The following is a 16,878-nucleotide window of genomic DNA, read 5'->3' on the forward strand; positions in this document are numbered from 1 at the left end:
TTTAATATTTTTACTGCCAGCACTCAGAAGTATGTCTCAATTTAAGCACACGCCAGAGCATCAGGGTAAAATTTTAGTAGTTGATGATCAACCAGATAATACAAAACTTTTGTCGATAATACTTGCGCTTCAAGGATACGAAGTCGCCGAATGTAATCGAGGAAAATCAGCTATCAATTTAGCCAAGGCAAACCCTCCAGATCTAATTTTATTAGATGTTAGTATGCCTGAAATGAGTGGTTTTGAGGTTTGTCAGATACTTAAGAGCGATCGCCTTACTCGAGATATCCCGATTATATTTATTAGTGCTTTTAAAGAAGTTAATAATAAAACTCAAGCCTTTAATCTTGGTGGCAATGATTATATTACCAAACCCTTTCAAATGGAAGAAGTTGTTGCCAGGGTAGAAACTCAACTAAAATATCACCGTCTACAAACAGAACTAAAAACCAAAAATCAACAACTAGAACAAGAAATTGCCGCGCGTAAAGCGATCGAACGCAAATTATTAGAGGTCAATCAAAAACTAAGTAAATTAGCTACTGTAGATGGGTTGACGAACATAGCCAATCGTTATTATTTCGATGATTTTTTGACTAGGGAATGGCAGCTAGCCAGAAGAGAACAGTTTGCTTTAGCTGTAATTCTTTGTGATGTTGATTATTTTAAACTTTATAACGATCGCTTTGGTCATCAGCAGGGAGATACTTGTTTACAACAGGTAGCTCAAGCATTATCAAGAGCCGTCCAACGCCCTACAGATCTCGTGGCTCGCTATGGGGGAGAGGAATTTGCCGTAATTTTACCTCGAACATCAGCAAATAATGCTCTAGTAGTAGCAGAAAAAATGCGTCAACAAATTAAAACCCTCTCTCTAACTCATCCAGATTCTTTAGTGGGAGATTACGTCTCCTTAAGCATAGGCGTTAGCGCTGTGATTCCCTGCTCAAAATACACTAAAAAACAACTTTTGGTTACTGCCGATCGAGCTCTTTATCAAGCAAAAAAAGAAGGTCGCGATCGCGCTATTGTTAAACTCCTCAATTAGTTAAGAAATTATTTAGTAATTATCTATCTAAAGTAATACTAATATGGTACGCATACAACCTAAGATAGACAAAAAACAAAGCAGTGCAGCTTGAGAAAAAACACGATTATTTAGTGTTCAATGTGTTCAATGTTCAACACAAGATAATGGTTAATTTGGCGATTAAAATCAAATAATTAGCGTACAGCAGCATACAGACTTGCGCCATCATATAATTAATACCGCCAAGCGGTTAGCTATAAGCTTACATACATAGGAAATTTAACCTCCTACTATGTCTTATTCCACTTAAATCAAGAAGTGGAGGAACTATACCAGGCTTAGAGCTTAGAGATTACTCTTCTTTTCAGTTTAAGCATCAAGATGAAGACAGGTTTAAAAAGCACTTCTAATACAGCCATGATAGGTGTAATCATTCAGCTGGCAGATGGTAGTATTCAAAGTTGCAATAAGGAAGCCGAAAAGATTCTGGGCTATAGCACCGCAGCAATGATTGGGGTGGTTCCGCCGAAAATATCCTGGCAGACTACTCAGGCAGAAAATTTACCTTTTCCCCCTAACACCCATCCAGCGATCGCTTTTTATTATTCTGGGGGTGTAGCTAGTGTCTTAGCCACGGGACAGCCTTCGAGTAGTGTAAAAATCGGCTTTTATCAGTCAGAAGATCATTTAATCTGGCTTTCATTGGATTCCCAGCCTTTATTTTCAGGAAACACTGACAAACCATCTGGGGTAGTAACCAGCTTTCGGGATATTACAGGGGAGCAACCCCAGGTAGATACTCCTGAGTTTAAAGTTTCGGCGGAAGCTGTTCCTGGCTTGCTGTATCTATTTGATGCAATTTCCCAGCGCAATCTTTATGTTAATTCCCAAGCTTACGATTTATTAGGCTATACCCCAGAAGAAATTCAAGCAATGGGTGATGAGTTTCAGTTTGAAGTCATGCACCCTCAAGATTTTGCGCAATTCCCCGCTCATTTAGCCAAATTAGAGCGATCGCAGCCTGGAGCAGTAGTGAAACTTGAATATCGGATGCGTCATCGCAATGGTAGATGGCGCTGGTTTTGCTCCCAGGATCAGGTATACCGCCGTACTGCTGATGGTCACATAGAGCAGATATTGGGTGTTGCTAGAGATGTTAGCGTTCGCAAGCAGGCAGAAATGGCTTTAAAAGAAAGCGAAGAACGCTTAAAACTGGCATTGTTCGCCTCTGGCACGGGAATGTGGTTTTGGAATCTGCAAGAGGAAACTCTGGAGTGGACAGACCAATGTAAAGCTCTGTTTGGGATGCCACTTGATGTTGAACCCAGCCATGCAAAATTTATTAGTGCCCTTCATCCAGAAGATCGCGATCGCACTCAAGCAGCTATTGATCGAGCTCTAGCTAATCAGACTGAATACAATATTAAATATCGTGTTGTCTGGCCAGATGATAGTATTCACTGGATATTTGCTAAAGGTAAAGGTATTTACAATCGATTGGGTCAAGCCGTCCAGATGATCGGTACGGTAGGAGATATTACTAATTTAAGACAAGCAGAACAACAGCTAATTGAAAGCCAAAAGTTGCTCAAACTTGCCCTCTCCAGCGCTCAAGCTGGGACTTGGAGTTGGGATCTGATTCAACAAGAGATTGTTTGGTCGCCAGAAAATTATGACCTGTATGGTATCGATCCTCAGATAAAGCCTTTACAATATGAGGATTGGCAACAATCATTACACCCCCACGACTTAGAGCGAACTAGCCAAGATTTAGCCAAAGTTCTATCAGGAGAATCTGCTGAATATCAGACTGAATTTCGGGTTTTCCATCCTCAAAAGGGGATTCGCTGGTTATTGGGGGTGGGTAATGTTACCCGTGATGTCAGTGGCGAGCCAATTCGTTTGAGCGGGATTAATTTAGATATTACCCATCTTAAAGAGAATGAAGCGGCTTTACGTCACAGTAAGCAGCAGCTGAGAATGTTACTCGACAGCTTACCCATTTTTGCTGGATTTTTAACTCCTGATGGAATTGTCACGGAAGTCAATCAAACAGCTTTAGATTTGGCTGATTTGCAGCCAGAAGAAATCTTAAATAAACACTTTAGCGAAGCTTATTGGTGGTCTTACGATCCTCAAATTCAGCAACAGATCGATAATGCTATTATGCGCGCCTCAGCAGGAGAAATGGTGCGTTTTGACATTCTTGCCAGGGTTAAATCAGAAAAATTGATCGTGGCGGATTTCGGCATAGTTCCCAAGTTTAACGATCGCCAAGAGGTAGAATATCTAGTTCCCTTTGGTATGGATATAAGCGATCGCGAAGCTGCTAAACAAGCTCTTAAGCAAAGAGAACATGAGCTGGAGTTAATTACTAAAGTAATTCCTCAACAAATCTGGACGGCAGCAAGAGACGGACACCTAGATTATATTAATCAACGCTGGCAGGATTATACAGGACTCAATCTAGAGCAAATGCGGAAGCAAGGTTGGGCGAGTATCGTGCATCCTGACGAATTACCAACTGTTACAGAAAGTTGGATTCAGGCAGTTAAAACCAATTCTCAATTTGCTTTAGAAATTCGTTTACGTTGTGCTGAAGGAACATATGACTGGTTTCTCTGTAAAGCTAGACCGTTGCGCAATGAACAGGGAGAAATTGTTAAGTGGTACGGCACAAACACCAGCATTACTAAAATAAAACAGCTAGAGCAAAAACTACTCCAGCAAACCGAAGATTTAATCCAAGCCAATCAGCTCAAAGATGAGTTTCTGGCGATCGTTTCTCATGAACTACGCACCCCCCTAAATCCAATCTTAGGCTGGTCACAGCTACTTTTAGCAGGGAAACTAGATGCAGACAGGATCGTTCAAGGAATAGCCATAATTGAACGAAATGCTAAATTGCAGGCACAGTTAATTGATGATTTACTTGATGTCTCCAAGATCTTACGAGGTAAGCTAAACCTCAATAAAGTGCCGTTAAATCTCGAATCAGTGATTAGAGCAGCACTTTCCACCGTCCAGCTAACCGCCGAAGCCAAATCAATCCAAATTGAAACCGAATTTGAGTCTGATATCGGTCAGGTTTTAGGAGATGCTGCGCGTTTGCAACAAATTATGTGGAATTTGATTACTAATGCCGTAAAATTTACCCCAGAACAAGGTCAGATAGTCATTAAGCTTAAAAGAATTGCTACACAAGCATTAATTGAAGTCATAGATACAGGACGAGGAATCGAACCTGAGTTTATACCCTATGTATTCGATCGCTTTCGTCAGGCAGACAGTGCCAACACGAGAGAATTTGGCGGGTTGGGCCTAGGTCTTGCCATCGTGCTTCATTTATGTGAGCTACACGAAGGAACAGTGGCGGTATCAAGTCCAGGCTTGAATCAAGGAGCGACTTTTAGCGTTAGATTACCACTTATGAATGTACCGACACCAAAGCAAATAGATTTTGAAGCCGAGCAATCATTAAGATCCAATCACTTTGACGGTTTGACTATTTTAGTCGTAGATGATGAAGTAGACTCGTTGGACATACTAACTATGATCGTAGAGCAAGAGGGTGCAGCAGTAATCTCGGTGGCATCAGCAGCAGCAGCTTTAGAAGCGTTAAACCAGACGACTCCCGACTTGATTATTAGCGATATTGGGATGCCCCACACTGATGGCTACAGCCTAATTAAGCAGATTCGCCAACTGCCTCAAGGACGAGACATACCAGCGATCGCTCTTACCGCCTATGCGGGAGAAATTGAGCAACAACGAAGCTTTGATGCGGGGTTTAAACAGCACATCGCCAAACCGATCGATATTCCCGAGTTAATTACAGCGATCGCCAAATTAACTGCAATACAGAGTCAATTATGAAATTAAATACAGAAATTAAAGGACAAGGATATCCCGTACTTTGTCTACATGGTCATCCTGGCTGTATAGCAAGCATGTCTGTATTTACCAATTATTTATCCCAGCAATATCAAACGATTACCCCCGATTTACGAGGCTACGGTAAAAGTCGTTACCAGCAAAACTTTGCCATGCAGGATCATCTGACAGATCTGATCGCCTTGCTAGACCAGCATCAAATCGAGCAATGTCTGGTATTAGGTTGGTCTTTAGGGGGCATTATCGCCATGGAATTAGCCCTAGCACAGCCCACCAGGTTTAGCGGTCTAATCTTAATTGCTACGGCTGCTCATCCCCTCAGTAGCCATCCACGAGAAACTTGGCAAGATCTGTTGTTTACAGGTATCGGGGGTATAGCTAACTATCTCAAACCAGCCTGGCAATGGAACATTGATACTTTTTGCAAGCGATCGCTGTTTCGTTATCTAATTCAAAACCACAAACCCGAAGTTTATCACTATCTAGCCAAAGAAGCTGTCCCTGCCTATTTACAAACCTCAAAAGCAGCGCAGAATGCTTTATTCACTGCCATTAGACAAGGATATAACCGCTTAGAACATTTAGATCAGATTAAGATTCCCTGCTTAATGTTATCAGGAGAATGCGATCGTCATATCATTCCCTTCGCTAGTCAAAAAACCGCCGAACATCTGAGCAATTGCGCATATAAAAACTATCCTCAAGTAGCCCATTTGTTTCCCTGGGAAATCCCAGATCTGGTTTTGGCGGATATTCAACAATGGTTGGATCGATATACACCAACAAATTAATCTCATATTTCTTTGATTTCGCGCAAAGACGCTAAGACGCAAAGACGTTTATCCCGCTTAGTTTGGGGCAAAGACGGACGCGAAGCTTATACTAAAGCACTCGCTTCGCATCGTCCGAAGGTGTATACCGCAAGGGTACTAACTCCGTGTCGCCCTTATGCGAAGCGGTACCCTTTAGGGTTAGGGAATCCTTTAGGACAAAGATATTTATCCCGCTTAGTTTAGGGCAAAGGAGTCAAATCTGATTTAATGCATTTTCATAGAGAATTGGTATAACAAACTCATTTCTTTTCGTTACCTTATCTTAGGACATTAATATCATTCATAAACAGTCAGTTTCTAATAAATACTCAAGGAAATTGCGATCGCTATTCAATAACGCAATATGAAGAAATAACCAGCAAGGTAATCTAGGGAAAGAACGAGAAAATTTTTTGCCACGGAATCTGAACAATTATGACAGTATTAACGATTATTGCCCATATCAAAAAAATCGTAGAAAATTAACATGAAGCGACGAGAATTATTTATGGTTTTAGGAGTTGCAGGAGAGATCGCCCTTACTAATCACGTTAATGCATCTGTGCAAACGCCAACTATTACCAAACAGTTTGTTACAGTTTATGGGCAGAAACTACGCTATTTGGCAGCAGGGGATGTAAATAGACCAACGATCGTAATTTTACATGGTCTTATCAGCGAGGCATCAGATTGGTTGCCGAATATTAAGGTATTATCACAGCAATTTCACGTTATCGCCCTCGATTTACCTGGTTGTGGTCAGTCAGATAAACCATCCATCAATTATCGCATTGGCACTTTCGTAGATTATCTTCATGGCTTTTTGCAAACACTCGATCGCGATCGCTTTTCTTTAATCGGTCACTCTTTGGGAGCGATAATTGCCATAAATTTTGCCTTAACTTATCCCGACAAAATAGACAAGTTGGTAAATGTTAGCGGTGGTTTTGGCTATGCTCTTCCAGATGTCGATCCGCAAATGCTTGGTTTTACTCCAGGTTCATTAAAACTGCTCAACCCATCAACTCAGGCACAAGTGCGTCAACTTCTCGCGTTGGCTTTATATGACCAAGAAATTGCCCAAGCCGAGGAAACTGTCAATTATGTATTTACAGTCGCTAGTAACTCTGGTTATGTCAATGAACAAGTAGTTGAGTTGTTCAAGCAGGGTGAAGATACTCTTGATGGTAAATTATCGGCACTCAATCATCCCACGCTTATCTTGTGGGGAAGACAGGATAAGTTAACTCCAGTGAGTTTGGGCGATCGCTTTCAGGCTGAATTACCTAATTCTCAGCTAATAGTATTTGAAGAATGCGCCCATAATCCCTATGCTGAACAGTTGGAAAGGTTTAATCTAAAGGTACTGCGTTTTCTAAGTGAATAATTAATGACTTTTGACTTTTTAAAACTTTTTCTTGATTTAACCTCAAGCGATCGTGATAAAACAAAAGGGTTCTCTTATCGATAAAGAGCGTACCCTACGGAACGCAAAGCGTAATCGCCATGACGAATCTTGACTATAGTGCCATAGCTGAACTTTCCTTATCAGGAGGATTAATCGATCGCCCTACGGCTAAAAGTATTTTAAATGCACCCGATTTGGTGCTGCTAGAACAGTTGTCCGCAGCTTACAAAGTGCGTCATCATTATTGGTCTAATCGCGTCAGGCTCCATTTTTTACTCAATGCTCAAAGTGGCTTGTGTCCCGAAGATTGTAACTATTGTTCTCAGTCGAAAATCTCTACGGCAGAAATTGAGAAATATCCTTTGATTGCTCAAGAAAAGATCCTTCAAGCAGCAGATCGAGCAGCTAGTTTGCAAGCAGGTACATTCTGTATGGCAATTTCAGGGCGATCGCCTTCGGAATCGGTGTTTAACCAGGTTTTAGCAGCTTTTGAGGCGGTTAAGAGCAAACACGATCTAAAAATCTGTGCTTGTTTGGGATTATTGAGTGAAGATCAAACCCAGCGTTTGGCAGCAGTCGGCGTAGATAGGGTTAACCATAACTTGAACACTTCAGCCAATCATCACGAGAATATCTGTAGTACTCACACCTTTAGCGATCGCGTGGCAACCCTTAAAAATGTCCAAAAAGCAGGCATTACAACCTGTTCGGGGGGAATATTGGGCATGAATGAAAGCGATGAAGATATTATTGACTTGGCTTATTCCTTGCGGGAATTGAACGTTACCAGCGTACCGATTAACTTTTTGATTCCCATTGAAGGGACACCTTTATCTGAAGTTAATCAACTGAATCCCCGTCGTTGTCTAAAGATTTTAAATCTATTCCGCTTTATCTTACCCCAGCAAGAAATTAGAATTGCTGGAGGCAGAGAAGTACATTTGCGATCGCTTCAGGTAATGGGCTTATATCCTGCTAATTCCATCTTTGTCGGCGATTATCTGACGACCGTAGGACAATCTGCCAGTAACGATTTAGCCATGATCCGCGATGCTGGATTTGTCTTAGAAAACCCCGATGGTTCGGTATTAGCCACGGAAGAACAAGTAAATTTAAACGTCGAGTTTAAGCAATCGGCATTATCTAGGGATTAAGTTTAACTCTAAAATTTAACATGGAATCAGAATATATCTTTGCCAATACTCAATTCGAGCTAGTAGGTTGGGTTGAGGCACGAAACCCAACAACTAAAAGATTTTGTTGGGTTTCACTATCGTTCTACCCAACCTACCAAGTCTCTTATTACTTTTGAGAAATGGTACAAGTTTAACCCTAAAATTTAACCATGAAATCAGAATATATTTTTGCCAATACTCAATTCGAGTCGGAGTTAACCAGATTACAGATGATCGAAAAAATATTCGATCCCGCAAGTCGTCGTCAAATCTTGGCGACAGGTATAACTAGCGGTTGGCAATGTCTCGAAATTGGAGCAGGTGCAGGATCGATGATGCGCTGGCTTTCAGAAATAGTAGGCACAGCAGGCAAAGTGACGGCAGTGGATCTCGATACTCGTTTTATCCAAGCTACTCAGCTACCAAATGTTGAGGTAATTGAGGCTGATATTAACCAAGTTAATTTTGTGAACTCATTTGACTTGATCCATATTCGTAATGTCTTAATTCACCTAAAAGATCCAGCTGTGTTAACTAAGATCGCCAAGTTACTTAAGCCTCAAGGCTGGCTGATCATCAAAGAACCTGATTTTTCTGCTGCTAGATGTATTTCGGGAACTCCACACCAACAGCAATCAGTAGAGAAGGTAAATCAAGCTATTTGCCAGATGCTTATCAATCAAGGAAAAGATTATGCCCTGGGAATTAAGCTACCATCTCTTTTACAACAACTAGGCTTCCAGCATCTACAGGTAGAAAACGCTGTTCCCATAGTTGAGGGAAATTCAAATATTGCTACGATGATGAAACTTTCGGCGCTGCACTTAGCTGACACATATATTGCGACAGGAAAAGCAACTCAAACAGATATTCAAACCTACTGTCAATTTGCCGAAGAACAAACTGCTTGGGGTATTTACTTAGCAACAGTATCAGTTATGGCTCAAAAACTAACAACTGAGCAAAGTTAAGAATATGGCTGTTTGTCACAAAAGGTCGCCAATGATGAAAAATAAATAGTATATTAAAGCGGAATATGATTGGTAAATCTCTTCGTGTCTCAAGCAACTAGCTGGCAACAAACGCTAAATATCTGTAGATTATTGATCAAAGACAAGCAGTTTCAACGCTTAAGTGGGCAAGCACTCTGCCTAATGGTTTTTGCTCTTTTATGGTGGATGAACTGGAAGCTATTCCTCTCTACCAGCATGGGCATTGGTGCTATGTCAGCCTGCTATCTCGCCCAAAATTCTCACTGGCAAAGCTATTGTCGGCAATGGCGTAATTTTTTTGTTGGTTCTAATCGCCAGCTAAGTTTAGCAGTGGGTACTGGAGCGTCGGCTGCTTTTTGTACTTACCTGGCTGCTTCTATTTGGGCTGATGCAGACAATCAATGGTTAGCCACAGGCAATATTCTTCAAGGTTTTGTGAGCCTAACTACGCTAATCTGTTTACTCTGGTCTTTACGGGGTAAAAAAGCAAGTTCTCTGGAAGCTAAATTAGACCAGTTACTGATTGATTTAAGCGATCGCGATCGCCTCAAGCGTTTAGTAGCCATTAGACAATTAACCCGTCTTTTAATTAATAATCGTTTATCCGCCGAGCATTACGAGCAGTCAATTGAATATTATCGTCTGATGTTATCTGAGCCTCAACCAGCAGTGATTAAAGATGCTCTATTAGAAAGTCTCGATCTTTTAGGAGCAGCCAAAATATTAGAACCACGTTCAGTCATCAAAATTCCCCTTCAGTTCAAACATTCCCCTAAACCAGTGTTAGATAATCGCTCCTAGGGAATTATTCGCTAATTTCATCTATATTTATTTAGAAGTATTTAAAAGCGATCGCTTTATTTAACCAGGAAGATCGACCGACAATTTACTATTTAGTCTATTTGCCAAAATGCGCTACTTCCTTTATAACTATAAATATTTAGCTATCAATATTCAACATGAATGGAATAGTAAAGCCATTAATTTTTGAGCCGATTAGACATGTACATAAATTATTAACTGAACCCAATTATTTAAACTATAATAAGTTATATTCGCAGCTTAATCGCTATCAAAGATATCAAGAATGTAAGGTTAAATTAAAACAGAAAGAGCTTATAATTCCCGACGCAGCTTCTTTTTTATCAGCATATAAAGAAATTTTTCTCAACCAAATATACAAATTTAAAGCTGATAATACTTCACTTAAAATATTAGATTTAGGTGCGAATATTGGCTTGAGTATTATCTTTTTTCACGAGCTATATCCAAATGCAGAAATAGTAGCATTAGAAGCAGATCCTAAAGTATTTAGCTACTTACAAAGCAATATTAACAGTCAAGATTACCCCAACGTTAAACTGATCAACAAAGCAGTTTGGTACGAAAATTCTTTGCTCAATTTTGCTTCTGAGGGAGCAGATAGCGGTCAGATTGATTATGGTAATCACAATCACAATACAGTGGAAGTTGAGGCAGTTGATATTGCTGAATTGCTCTTAAACCAAGCATTTGACTTTATTAAAATGGATATTGAAGGAGCAGAAGAGTTTGTGCTTCCTCGATGCAAAGGTTTACTAGATTCGGTCAATCACTTTTTTATTGAATATCATTCTAAAGTTGGACAAAAGCAAAACTTAAACGAGATTGTCAATTTTCTGTCTCAAGAAGGATTTCGACTATATATGGAAAATCCTTTTGAAAAACTAACTCCTTTTCTTGGCTTAGATTCCTATGCGGGATTTGATTTTCAACTCAATATTTATGCCTGGAAAGAAGAGAGGCATCTTCTTCAATCCTCGCCAGTCTAATTTTAGATGGCTTGAGATGATAATTACTAGGGCTATTTTCGGTATAGTTATAAGTATTATTAAGTTTAGTTAAGCAATATCAGAATGAGTATTAGGTCTTCAATCGAGCCGATCGCCAATTGGTTTAATAGTTTAGGCACTCCAGAACCGATTGTTCATTGGGGACATCCTGTGATGATGGGTATTGTCGTCTTTGCTATGGGCAGTGCAGCAGCTTGGGCGGGATGGCGTGGTAGAACTTTGGCAACTACGAATACGGAAGTAGCAATTAAAAATAAAGCCGATCATCGTAAAATTGCGCCTTTAATGTATATCTTTTTGCTTCTAGGCTATACAGGTGGGGTAATGTCACTAGTGATGCAGGGACAACCTATTTTAGAAAGTCCTCACTTCGTGACAGGTACAGTTGTCATCTCGTTGCTGACGATTAATGCCATCATTGCTGCGACAGGTTTTATCGGCAATAAAGCAACTGCTAGAACAGTACATGCTTATGTGGGTAGTACTGCCTTATTAATTCTTGTCGCCCACGCTGTCTTGGGTTTGAAACTGGGTTTATCTATTGGCTAGTATAGCCACACGTAAAAACGTTAGGACATTTCCTATTTCCTACTTCCTACTTCCTACTTCCTACTTCCTACTTCCTACTTCCTATTTCCTATTTCCTATTTCCTATTTACGAGCCGATTACTATTAATGTCCTCATCTGCGGCGGCTTTTGAGTATGAAGATTCACACTCAAAACGCGCCGCTAACTTTGTACGGCTATAACTATGAAGCGATCGCCTCTGGTTTACCTGTAATATATCCCTGAGCATAGTCGATGCTAATTTGAGCGATATGTTCGAGAATTTGATCGGTTTCGACAAACTCGGCAATGGTTTTAATGCCCATTAAATGTGCGACTTCATTAATGGAAGTAACGATCGCGCGATCGTATTCCTCATTGGGAATAGCCTTGACTAAACTACCGTCAATTTTGAGATAGTCGATGGGTAAATTCTTTAGATAGGAAAAGGAAGATAGTCCACTGCCAAAATCATCCAGAGCAAATTTCACGCCTAATTCTTTCATAGTCAGCATAAATTTTTGGGCGTGGTTCATCTGGGCAATCGCTGCGGTTTCGGTAATTTCAAAACACAGACAGTCTCCAGGAACTTCTGACTGTTTAATCAGATCCAGGGCAAAGGTGGTGAATCGCTCGTCATTAATACTTGCTCCAGATAAGTTGATCGAAACCAAATCATTTTTAGCAGCAAAATACTGCGGGTAAGACTCAAGAGCAGCTTCTAATACCCAGCGATCGACAATGGTAATCACGCCATAGCGTTCGGCTACGGGAATAAATTCTTCGGGGGTAATCAAATTTCCCTCTCGATCTTTGAGACGGAGCAATAATTCATAGTGATCGCGCTGTTCATGGTGATCTGTCATCGGCTTAATTAACTGTTTGACCAAGTAAAAACGGTTTTCCTTAATTGCTTGGGAGACATTTGCCACATGACTCATTTGAGTTTGTTGGAGATCGAGTTGTTGATCGTCATTTTCCACGATGTAAACTCGCCCTCGACCCAGATTTTTTGCTTGATAGCAGGCTAAATCAGCTCGACTCAATAGTTCTGGAGCATCAGCAGCATTGTTACCAATTCCCACCATCCCCACACTTACTCCCACATCAAACTCAACGGTTTTCCATTGCAGACGATAGTTATTAATAGCTCTAATTAGCTGTTCGCAGACCAACTCTGCCTCACTAATGGAGCATCCTTCTAGCAGTAGACCAAACTCATCTCCCCCTAATCTACCCAAGGTGTCTTCTTTACGAATCATACCTTTTAAAAGCTGGGCTAATTCCGACAACAGGCGATCGCCGACTAAATGACCTGCGGTATCATTAACAATTTTGAAGCGATCAAGATCTAAATAACATAGTACCGACTCAGTATGATATTTATGCGCTTTTTGGACTGAATACTCTAATTTTTGATTAAATTCACGGCGATTTAGTAACCCTGTCAGATCATCATAAGCAGCTTGGTAGGCAATTTTCTGATAGAGATTTTGTTCGGCAGTAATTTCTTGTTTTACTCCGCGATAGCCTAAAAAGTTATGTTTAGCGTCAAATAAAGGACTGCCATTAATTTTAAAGATGCGGATACCTTGATTGCGATCCTGGAGGCTAAAGGTAAAGTCCTTAAATGGCTGTCTGGTTTTGGTGATGCGCTCAAACATTTCCCAATCAACGTCTAATCGAGCATTACTTTGATGCAGTTGGGGAGGATAATGACCCTTCATGGCTGAGGGGTCAAGACCACATAAATCTTCCGTACTACCAGAGATATAAGAATATTTTAAATGCTTATCTAGCTCCCAAAAAACGTTAGCTCCTGCTTCTGCGAGATCTTTATATCTCTGTTCATTCTCTTGCAGAACTTGGTTGGCTAATTCCCGCTTGCGACCTCTTCTAATCAGCAAAACGATGGTTATAAAGCTAGCGAGCAAAGTCAAACCCGCTAACAAAATCAGCGATCGATACTTAACGTAAACAGGTGTTTCAACATAAAGCAGTTCACTATTTTGTGGTAAGAGTTCGAGTTTAATATTGCGTTTGAGTAACTGCCGATAATCAAAGATCCAGCGATTTTTTACGGTAAAAAAAGGCCCGATTTCATCGGGCTTTGCTCCTTGCAAGATTTTATGAGCTAGCTCCACCCCTTGTCGGACATGATATTCCCCATCAAAAATTTTGCCCCCCACTACACCTTTGCCCAAGCGCACCGAATTATCGGTATAGATTGGATTGGGAATTAGTTTACTTAATATTTGAGTATCTAAACTGGGATCGATCGGCGTTTTTTCTGACCGACTTTTATGTAGCTGCCCTAGCATAATGATCGGGACGCTGGGAGGATAATTGTCGAACTTAGATTTAGCCTCTTCTGGAATTAAATCATTAATTACTTCAACTTTAAGAGATTGGCTATAACGTTTTTTGATCTCTGTAATTTCCTCTAGGTTAGCTCTACCTCGATCGCTGGTGTCGTTAATAATCAGGGCGGTATTTGTCCAAGTCTGTCTGGTGGCTTCTAAAACTGTTTCCACAATCGAGCGATCTTCGACAACTCCTGTTAACCAGTGAGTATCTAACACTTCTTGGCTCAATTCTTCAATTCCCAAAAATACTACGGGAATTTGCGGAAAAAACTCTTGATGCTGACGTAGCATAAATTCTAAACTGGGTTCTTCCACAACCATCAACAGATCGATTCCGCCACGCCGATATTTATGATCGAGATATTCGACAAATTTCTGTTCGTCTTGGGCATTAAAATTATATTGGTTGTCAAGAAACTCATGATATATATGATCCTGGGGGGCGATCTCGGCAAATCCCTGTTCAATTGCCAACTGACTTTCCTTGGTAGAAGCAAGCTCAGAATCGTAAGCATGAATTACCAAAATATTTTCTTCGGCATCAACTCTGGGGATATTAAAACTAAGCCCTAGTAAACTAAAAATTACGACAGTGCTTGACTTTTTAACGCAAAAACGAAGTAACGATATTATGCCTATCAGCAATCCATTGGTATGATGTGTCATCGATAAATCAGATCGTGGTAGTGCTTTAAAACTAACGAAATGCCGTAAAATATTTTAGCCAAGCTAAGTGTCAATTAAATATTAAGTGTAGGTGATCGATAGATCGCTACTCTCTAAGAAAATCTTAGCTTTTTAATCATTTTTAGCTAAGAGCGAAGTTGCGGTTAACCTCGCTTTTAAACATCTCAATAAGTTGAAGTTGCCAAATTAAAAGTGACTGTGTTCTGAGATCGCTGTAGTTAGCTTATTAATCACTTCCTCGATCGCGATCGCCCCTAATTCTCCTGAAGCACGTGTCCGAATACTCAAAGTATGATCCGCTACTTCTTGATCGCCAACTACGGACATTACAGGAATTTTTTGTTTTTCAGCATTACGCACCATTTTACCCAAGCGATCGCCATTGGTATCAGCTTCGGCACGAATGCCTGCTGCCCGCATTTTGGCTGCCACTTCTTGAACATATTCATAATGATCGGGTCTAACGGGCAATAAACGCACCTGAACAGGCGCTAACCACAGAGGGAAGTCTCCCGCATATTCTTCAATTAAGATGCCGATTAGCCGCTCCAAAGAGCCAAAGGGCGCACGATGAATCATAATTGGACGCTGACGAGAACCATCTTCGGCAACATATTCTAGCTCAAAACGTTCAGGTAAATTGTAATCGACTTGAACTGTCCCTAGCTGCCATTCTCGACCTAAAGCGTCTTCAAAAATAAAGTCTAGTTTTGGGCCATAAAACGCTGCTTCGCCAATTCCTTCAAAATGGTTCATGTCCATTTTTTTCACTGCTCGACGGATCGCATTCTGGGCTTTATCCCAAGCATCATCAGAGCCAATATATTTATCCGACTCTGGATCGCGGAAGCTAAGACGAGCTTTGAAATTCTTCAGTTGCAAACTCTTGAAGACAGTTAAAATAAGCTCCACCACCTTCAAAAACTCATCATCTAGTTGTTTAGGGGTAACAAATAAATGAGAATCATCCACAGTGAAGCCCCTCACTCTAGTCAAGCCACCCAGTTCTCCAGACTGTTCGTAACGATATACTGTACCAAACTCAGCATAGCGTATGGGCAACTCTCGATAAGATCGCAGTTCACTTTGATAGATTTGAATATGAAAAGGACAGTTCATCGGCTTGAGGACAAAACCCTGTTCTGCTACTGCTGCTGCCTCATTCTCTGCCATCATCGGGAACATGTCTTCTTTGTAGTTTTGCCAGTGTCCCGAAATCTTAAACAGATCGACTTTACCTAGATGAGGAGTGACAACAGGAGAATAACCCCGCTTGATTTGTTCTTGCTTGAGATAATCTTCCAACTGCGATCGCAAAATAGTCCCTTTAGGTGTCCAGAGGGGCAAACCAGAACCCACCGCATCGGCAAAGATAAATAGTCCTAGTTCTTTCCCTAACTTACGATGGTCGCGCTTTAAGGCCTCTTCTTTACGGCGGTGATACTCTGCTAGCTGTTCGGGAGTTTCCCAAGCAGTACCGTAGATCCGCTGTAGTTGAGCTTTAGTCTCGTCTCCGCGCCAGTATGCCCCCGCAACACTTTCCAGTGCGATCGCTTTCGGGTCAATCTCCGCCGTATTTTCTAGATGAGGCCCTGCACACAAATCCCACCACTGTTCGCCCAAATGATAGATCGTAATTGGTTCTTGAATGCTATCGAGAATTTCCAACTTATAGGGTTCATTTTGGGCTTCAATTCGACTTCTAGCCTCTTCTCGACTGACCTCTTCACGGATTACAGGCAGTTGACGGTTAATAATCTTGATCATCTCCTTGCGAATTTGCTTCAAATCCTTCTCAGTAAAAGGATCGGGACTATCAAAATCATAATAAAAACCAGTTTCCGTCCAGGGGCCAATCGTCACTTGTGCCTTGGGGAACAACTTTTGTACCGCCATTGCCATGATGTGAGACGCGGTGTGGCGGATTTTCTGTAATGACTCGGACTCACTGGTGCGGAGTAATTTGATCGATTGTTGTGGTTCTGCTTCAGGCATCGGCTAGTTATTAAAGGCGCAAGTAATACCGTTTCCTTCCCATTTTAGATCGGGATTGCTCTGCAAAATTAAAATCGTTGCTGAATCAAAAAAATAATAGTTATATTAAATTTTGTAAAAAACGCTAAGATTAATGTTGG

11 protein-coding genes are annotated in these 16,878 nt (G+C 40.9%); 9 read left to right on the plus strand and 2 right to left on the minus strand.

The annotated features are described in order from the left end of the window. Positions 1-31: 31 nt before the first annotated feature. The 9 genes from KME09_13245 (at position 32) to KME09_13285 (ending at position 11,692) form a co-directional block, all read left to right on the plus strand. On the plus strand, positions 32-1,048 hold the full coding sequence (locus tag KME09_13245; protein MBW4534894.1) for a diguanylate cyclase: 1,017 nt from the start codon (positions 32-34) through the stop codon (positions 1,046-1,048). 363 nt (positions 1,049-1,411) lie between these two features. After that, the gene (locus KME09_13250) at positions 1,412-4,906 is read left to right on the plus strand and encodes a PAS domain-containing protein (GenBank protein MBW4534895.1); all 3,495 of its coding nucleotides are present in this window, start codon (positions 1,412-1,414) and stop codon (positions 4,904-4,906) included. Next, on the plus strand, positions 4,903-5,715 hold the full coding sequence (locus KME09_13255) for an alpha/beta hydrolase (GenBank protein MBW4534896.1): 813 nt from the start codon (positions 4,903-4,905) through the stop codon (positions 5,713-5,715). The genes KME09_13250 and KME09_13255 overlap by 4 nt, the downstream gene beginning before the upstream one ends. A 508-nt stretch (positions 5,716-6,223) precedes the next feature. Next, a complete protein-coding gene (locus KME09_13260; protein MBW4534897.1) occupies positions 6,224-7,123 on the plus strand; it encodes an alpha/beta hydrolase in 900 nt (299 codons plus the stop codon). A 119-nt stretch (positions 7,124-7,242) separates the two neighbouring features. Further along, complete coding sequence (gene bioB, locus KME09_13265) at positions 7,243-8,298, plus strand: biotin synthase BioB (GenBank protein ID MBW4534898.1); 1,056 nt, start codon at positions 7,243-7,245, stop codon at positions 8,296-8,298. A 191-nt stretch (positions 8,299-8,489) separates the two neighbouring features. Beyond that, complete coding sequence (locus KME09_13270) at positions 8,490-9,290, plus strand: class I SAM-dependent methyltransferase (GenBank protein ID MBW4534899.1); 801 nt, start codon at positions 8,490-8,492, stop codon at positions 9,288-9,290. A gap of 84 nt (positions 9,291-9,374) precedes the next feature. Next, positions 9,375-10,112, plus strand: coding sequence for an ATP synthase subunit I (locus tag KME09_13275; protein ID MBW4534900.1), 738 nt, complete (start codon positions 9,375-9,377; stop codon positions 10,110-10,112). Between the two features lie 158 nt (positions 10,113-10,270). Further along, positions 10,271-11,122, plus strand: a complete 852-nt coding sequence (locus KME09_13280) for an FkbM family methyltransferase (GenBank protein ID MBW4534901.1) — start codon at positions 10,271-10,273, stop codon at positions 11,120-11,122. Positions 11,123-11,200: 78 nt separating this feature from the next. Further along, on the plus strand, positions 11,201-11,692 hold the full coding sequence (locus KME09_13285; GenBank protein MBW4534902.1) for a DUF4079 domain-containing protein: 492 nt from the start codon (positions 11,201-11,203) through the stop codon (positions 11,690-11,692). 201 nt (positions 11,693-11,893) lie between these two features. Here KME09_13285 and KME09_13290 read toward each other — a convergent pair whose 3' ends face one another. Together KME09_13290 and thrS are read right to left on the minus strand one after the other, a co-directional pair. Next, positions 11,894-14,011 (minus strand): EAL domain-containing protein, encoded by a 2,118-nt coding sequence (locus tag KME09_13290; GenBank protein MBW4534903.1) that lies wholly within the window; start codon positions 14,009-14,011, stop codon positions 11,894-11,896. A 918-nt stretch (positions 14,012-14,929) separates the two neighbouring features. Continuing rightward, positions 14,930-16,738, minus strand: coding sequence for a threonine--tRNA ligase (gene thrS / locus KME09_13295; protein ID MBW4534904.1), 1,809 nt, complete (start codon positions 16,736-16,738; stop codon positions 14,930-14,932). Positions 16,739-16,878: the final 140 nt, after the last annotated feature.

The organism is Pleurocapsa minor HA4230-MV1 (assembly GCA_019359095.1).
Classification (GTDB): Bacteria; Cyanobacteriota; Cyanobacteriia; order Cyanobacteriales; family Xenococcaceae; genus Waterburya; species Waterburya minor.

Excerpts from the sequence above, each read along its gene's own strand:
- KME09_13245 (MBW4534894.1), top strand. The coding sequence starts at position 32 with ATGTCTCAATTTAAGCACACGCCAGAGCATCAGGGTAAAATTTTAGTA.
- KME09_13250 (MBW4534895.1), top strand. The coding sequence starts at position 1,412 with ATGAAGACAGGTTTAAAAAGCACTTCTAATACAGCCATGATAGGTGTA.
- KME09_13255 (MBW4534896.1), top strand. The coding sequence starts at position 4,903 with ATGAAATTAAATACAGAAATTAAAGGACAAGGATATCCCGTACTTTGT.
- KME09_13260 (MBW4534897.1), top strand. The coding sequence starts at position 6,224 with ATGAAGCGACGAGAATTATTTATGGTTTTAGGAGTTGCAGGAGAGATC.
- bioB (MBW4534898.1), top strand. The coding sequence starts at position 7,243 with ATGACGAATCTTGACTATAGTGCCATAGCTGAACTTTCCTTATCAGGA.
- KME09_13270 (MBW4534899.1), top strand. The coding sequence starts at position 8,490 with ATGAAATCAGAATATATTTTTGCCAATACTCAATTCGAGTCGGAGTTA.
- KME09_13280 (MBW4534901.1), top strand. The coding sequence starts at position 10,271 with ATGAATGGAATAGTAAAGCCATTAATTTTTGAGCCGATTAGACATGTA.
- KME09_13290 (MBW4534903.1), bottom strand. The coding sequence starts at position 14,011 with ATGCTAGGGCAGCTACATAAAAGTCGGTCAGAAAAAACGCCGATCGAT.
- thrS (MBW4534904.1), bottom strand. The coding sequence starts at position 16,738 with ATGCCTGAAGCAGAACCACAACAATCGATCAAATTACTCCGCACCAGT.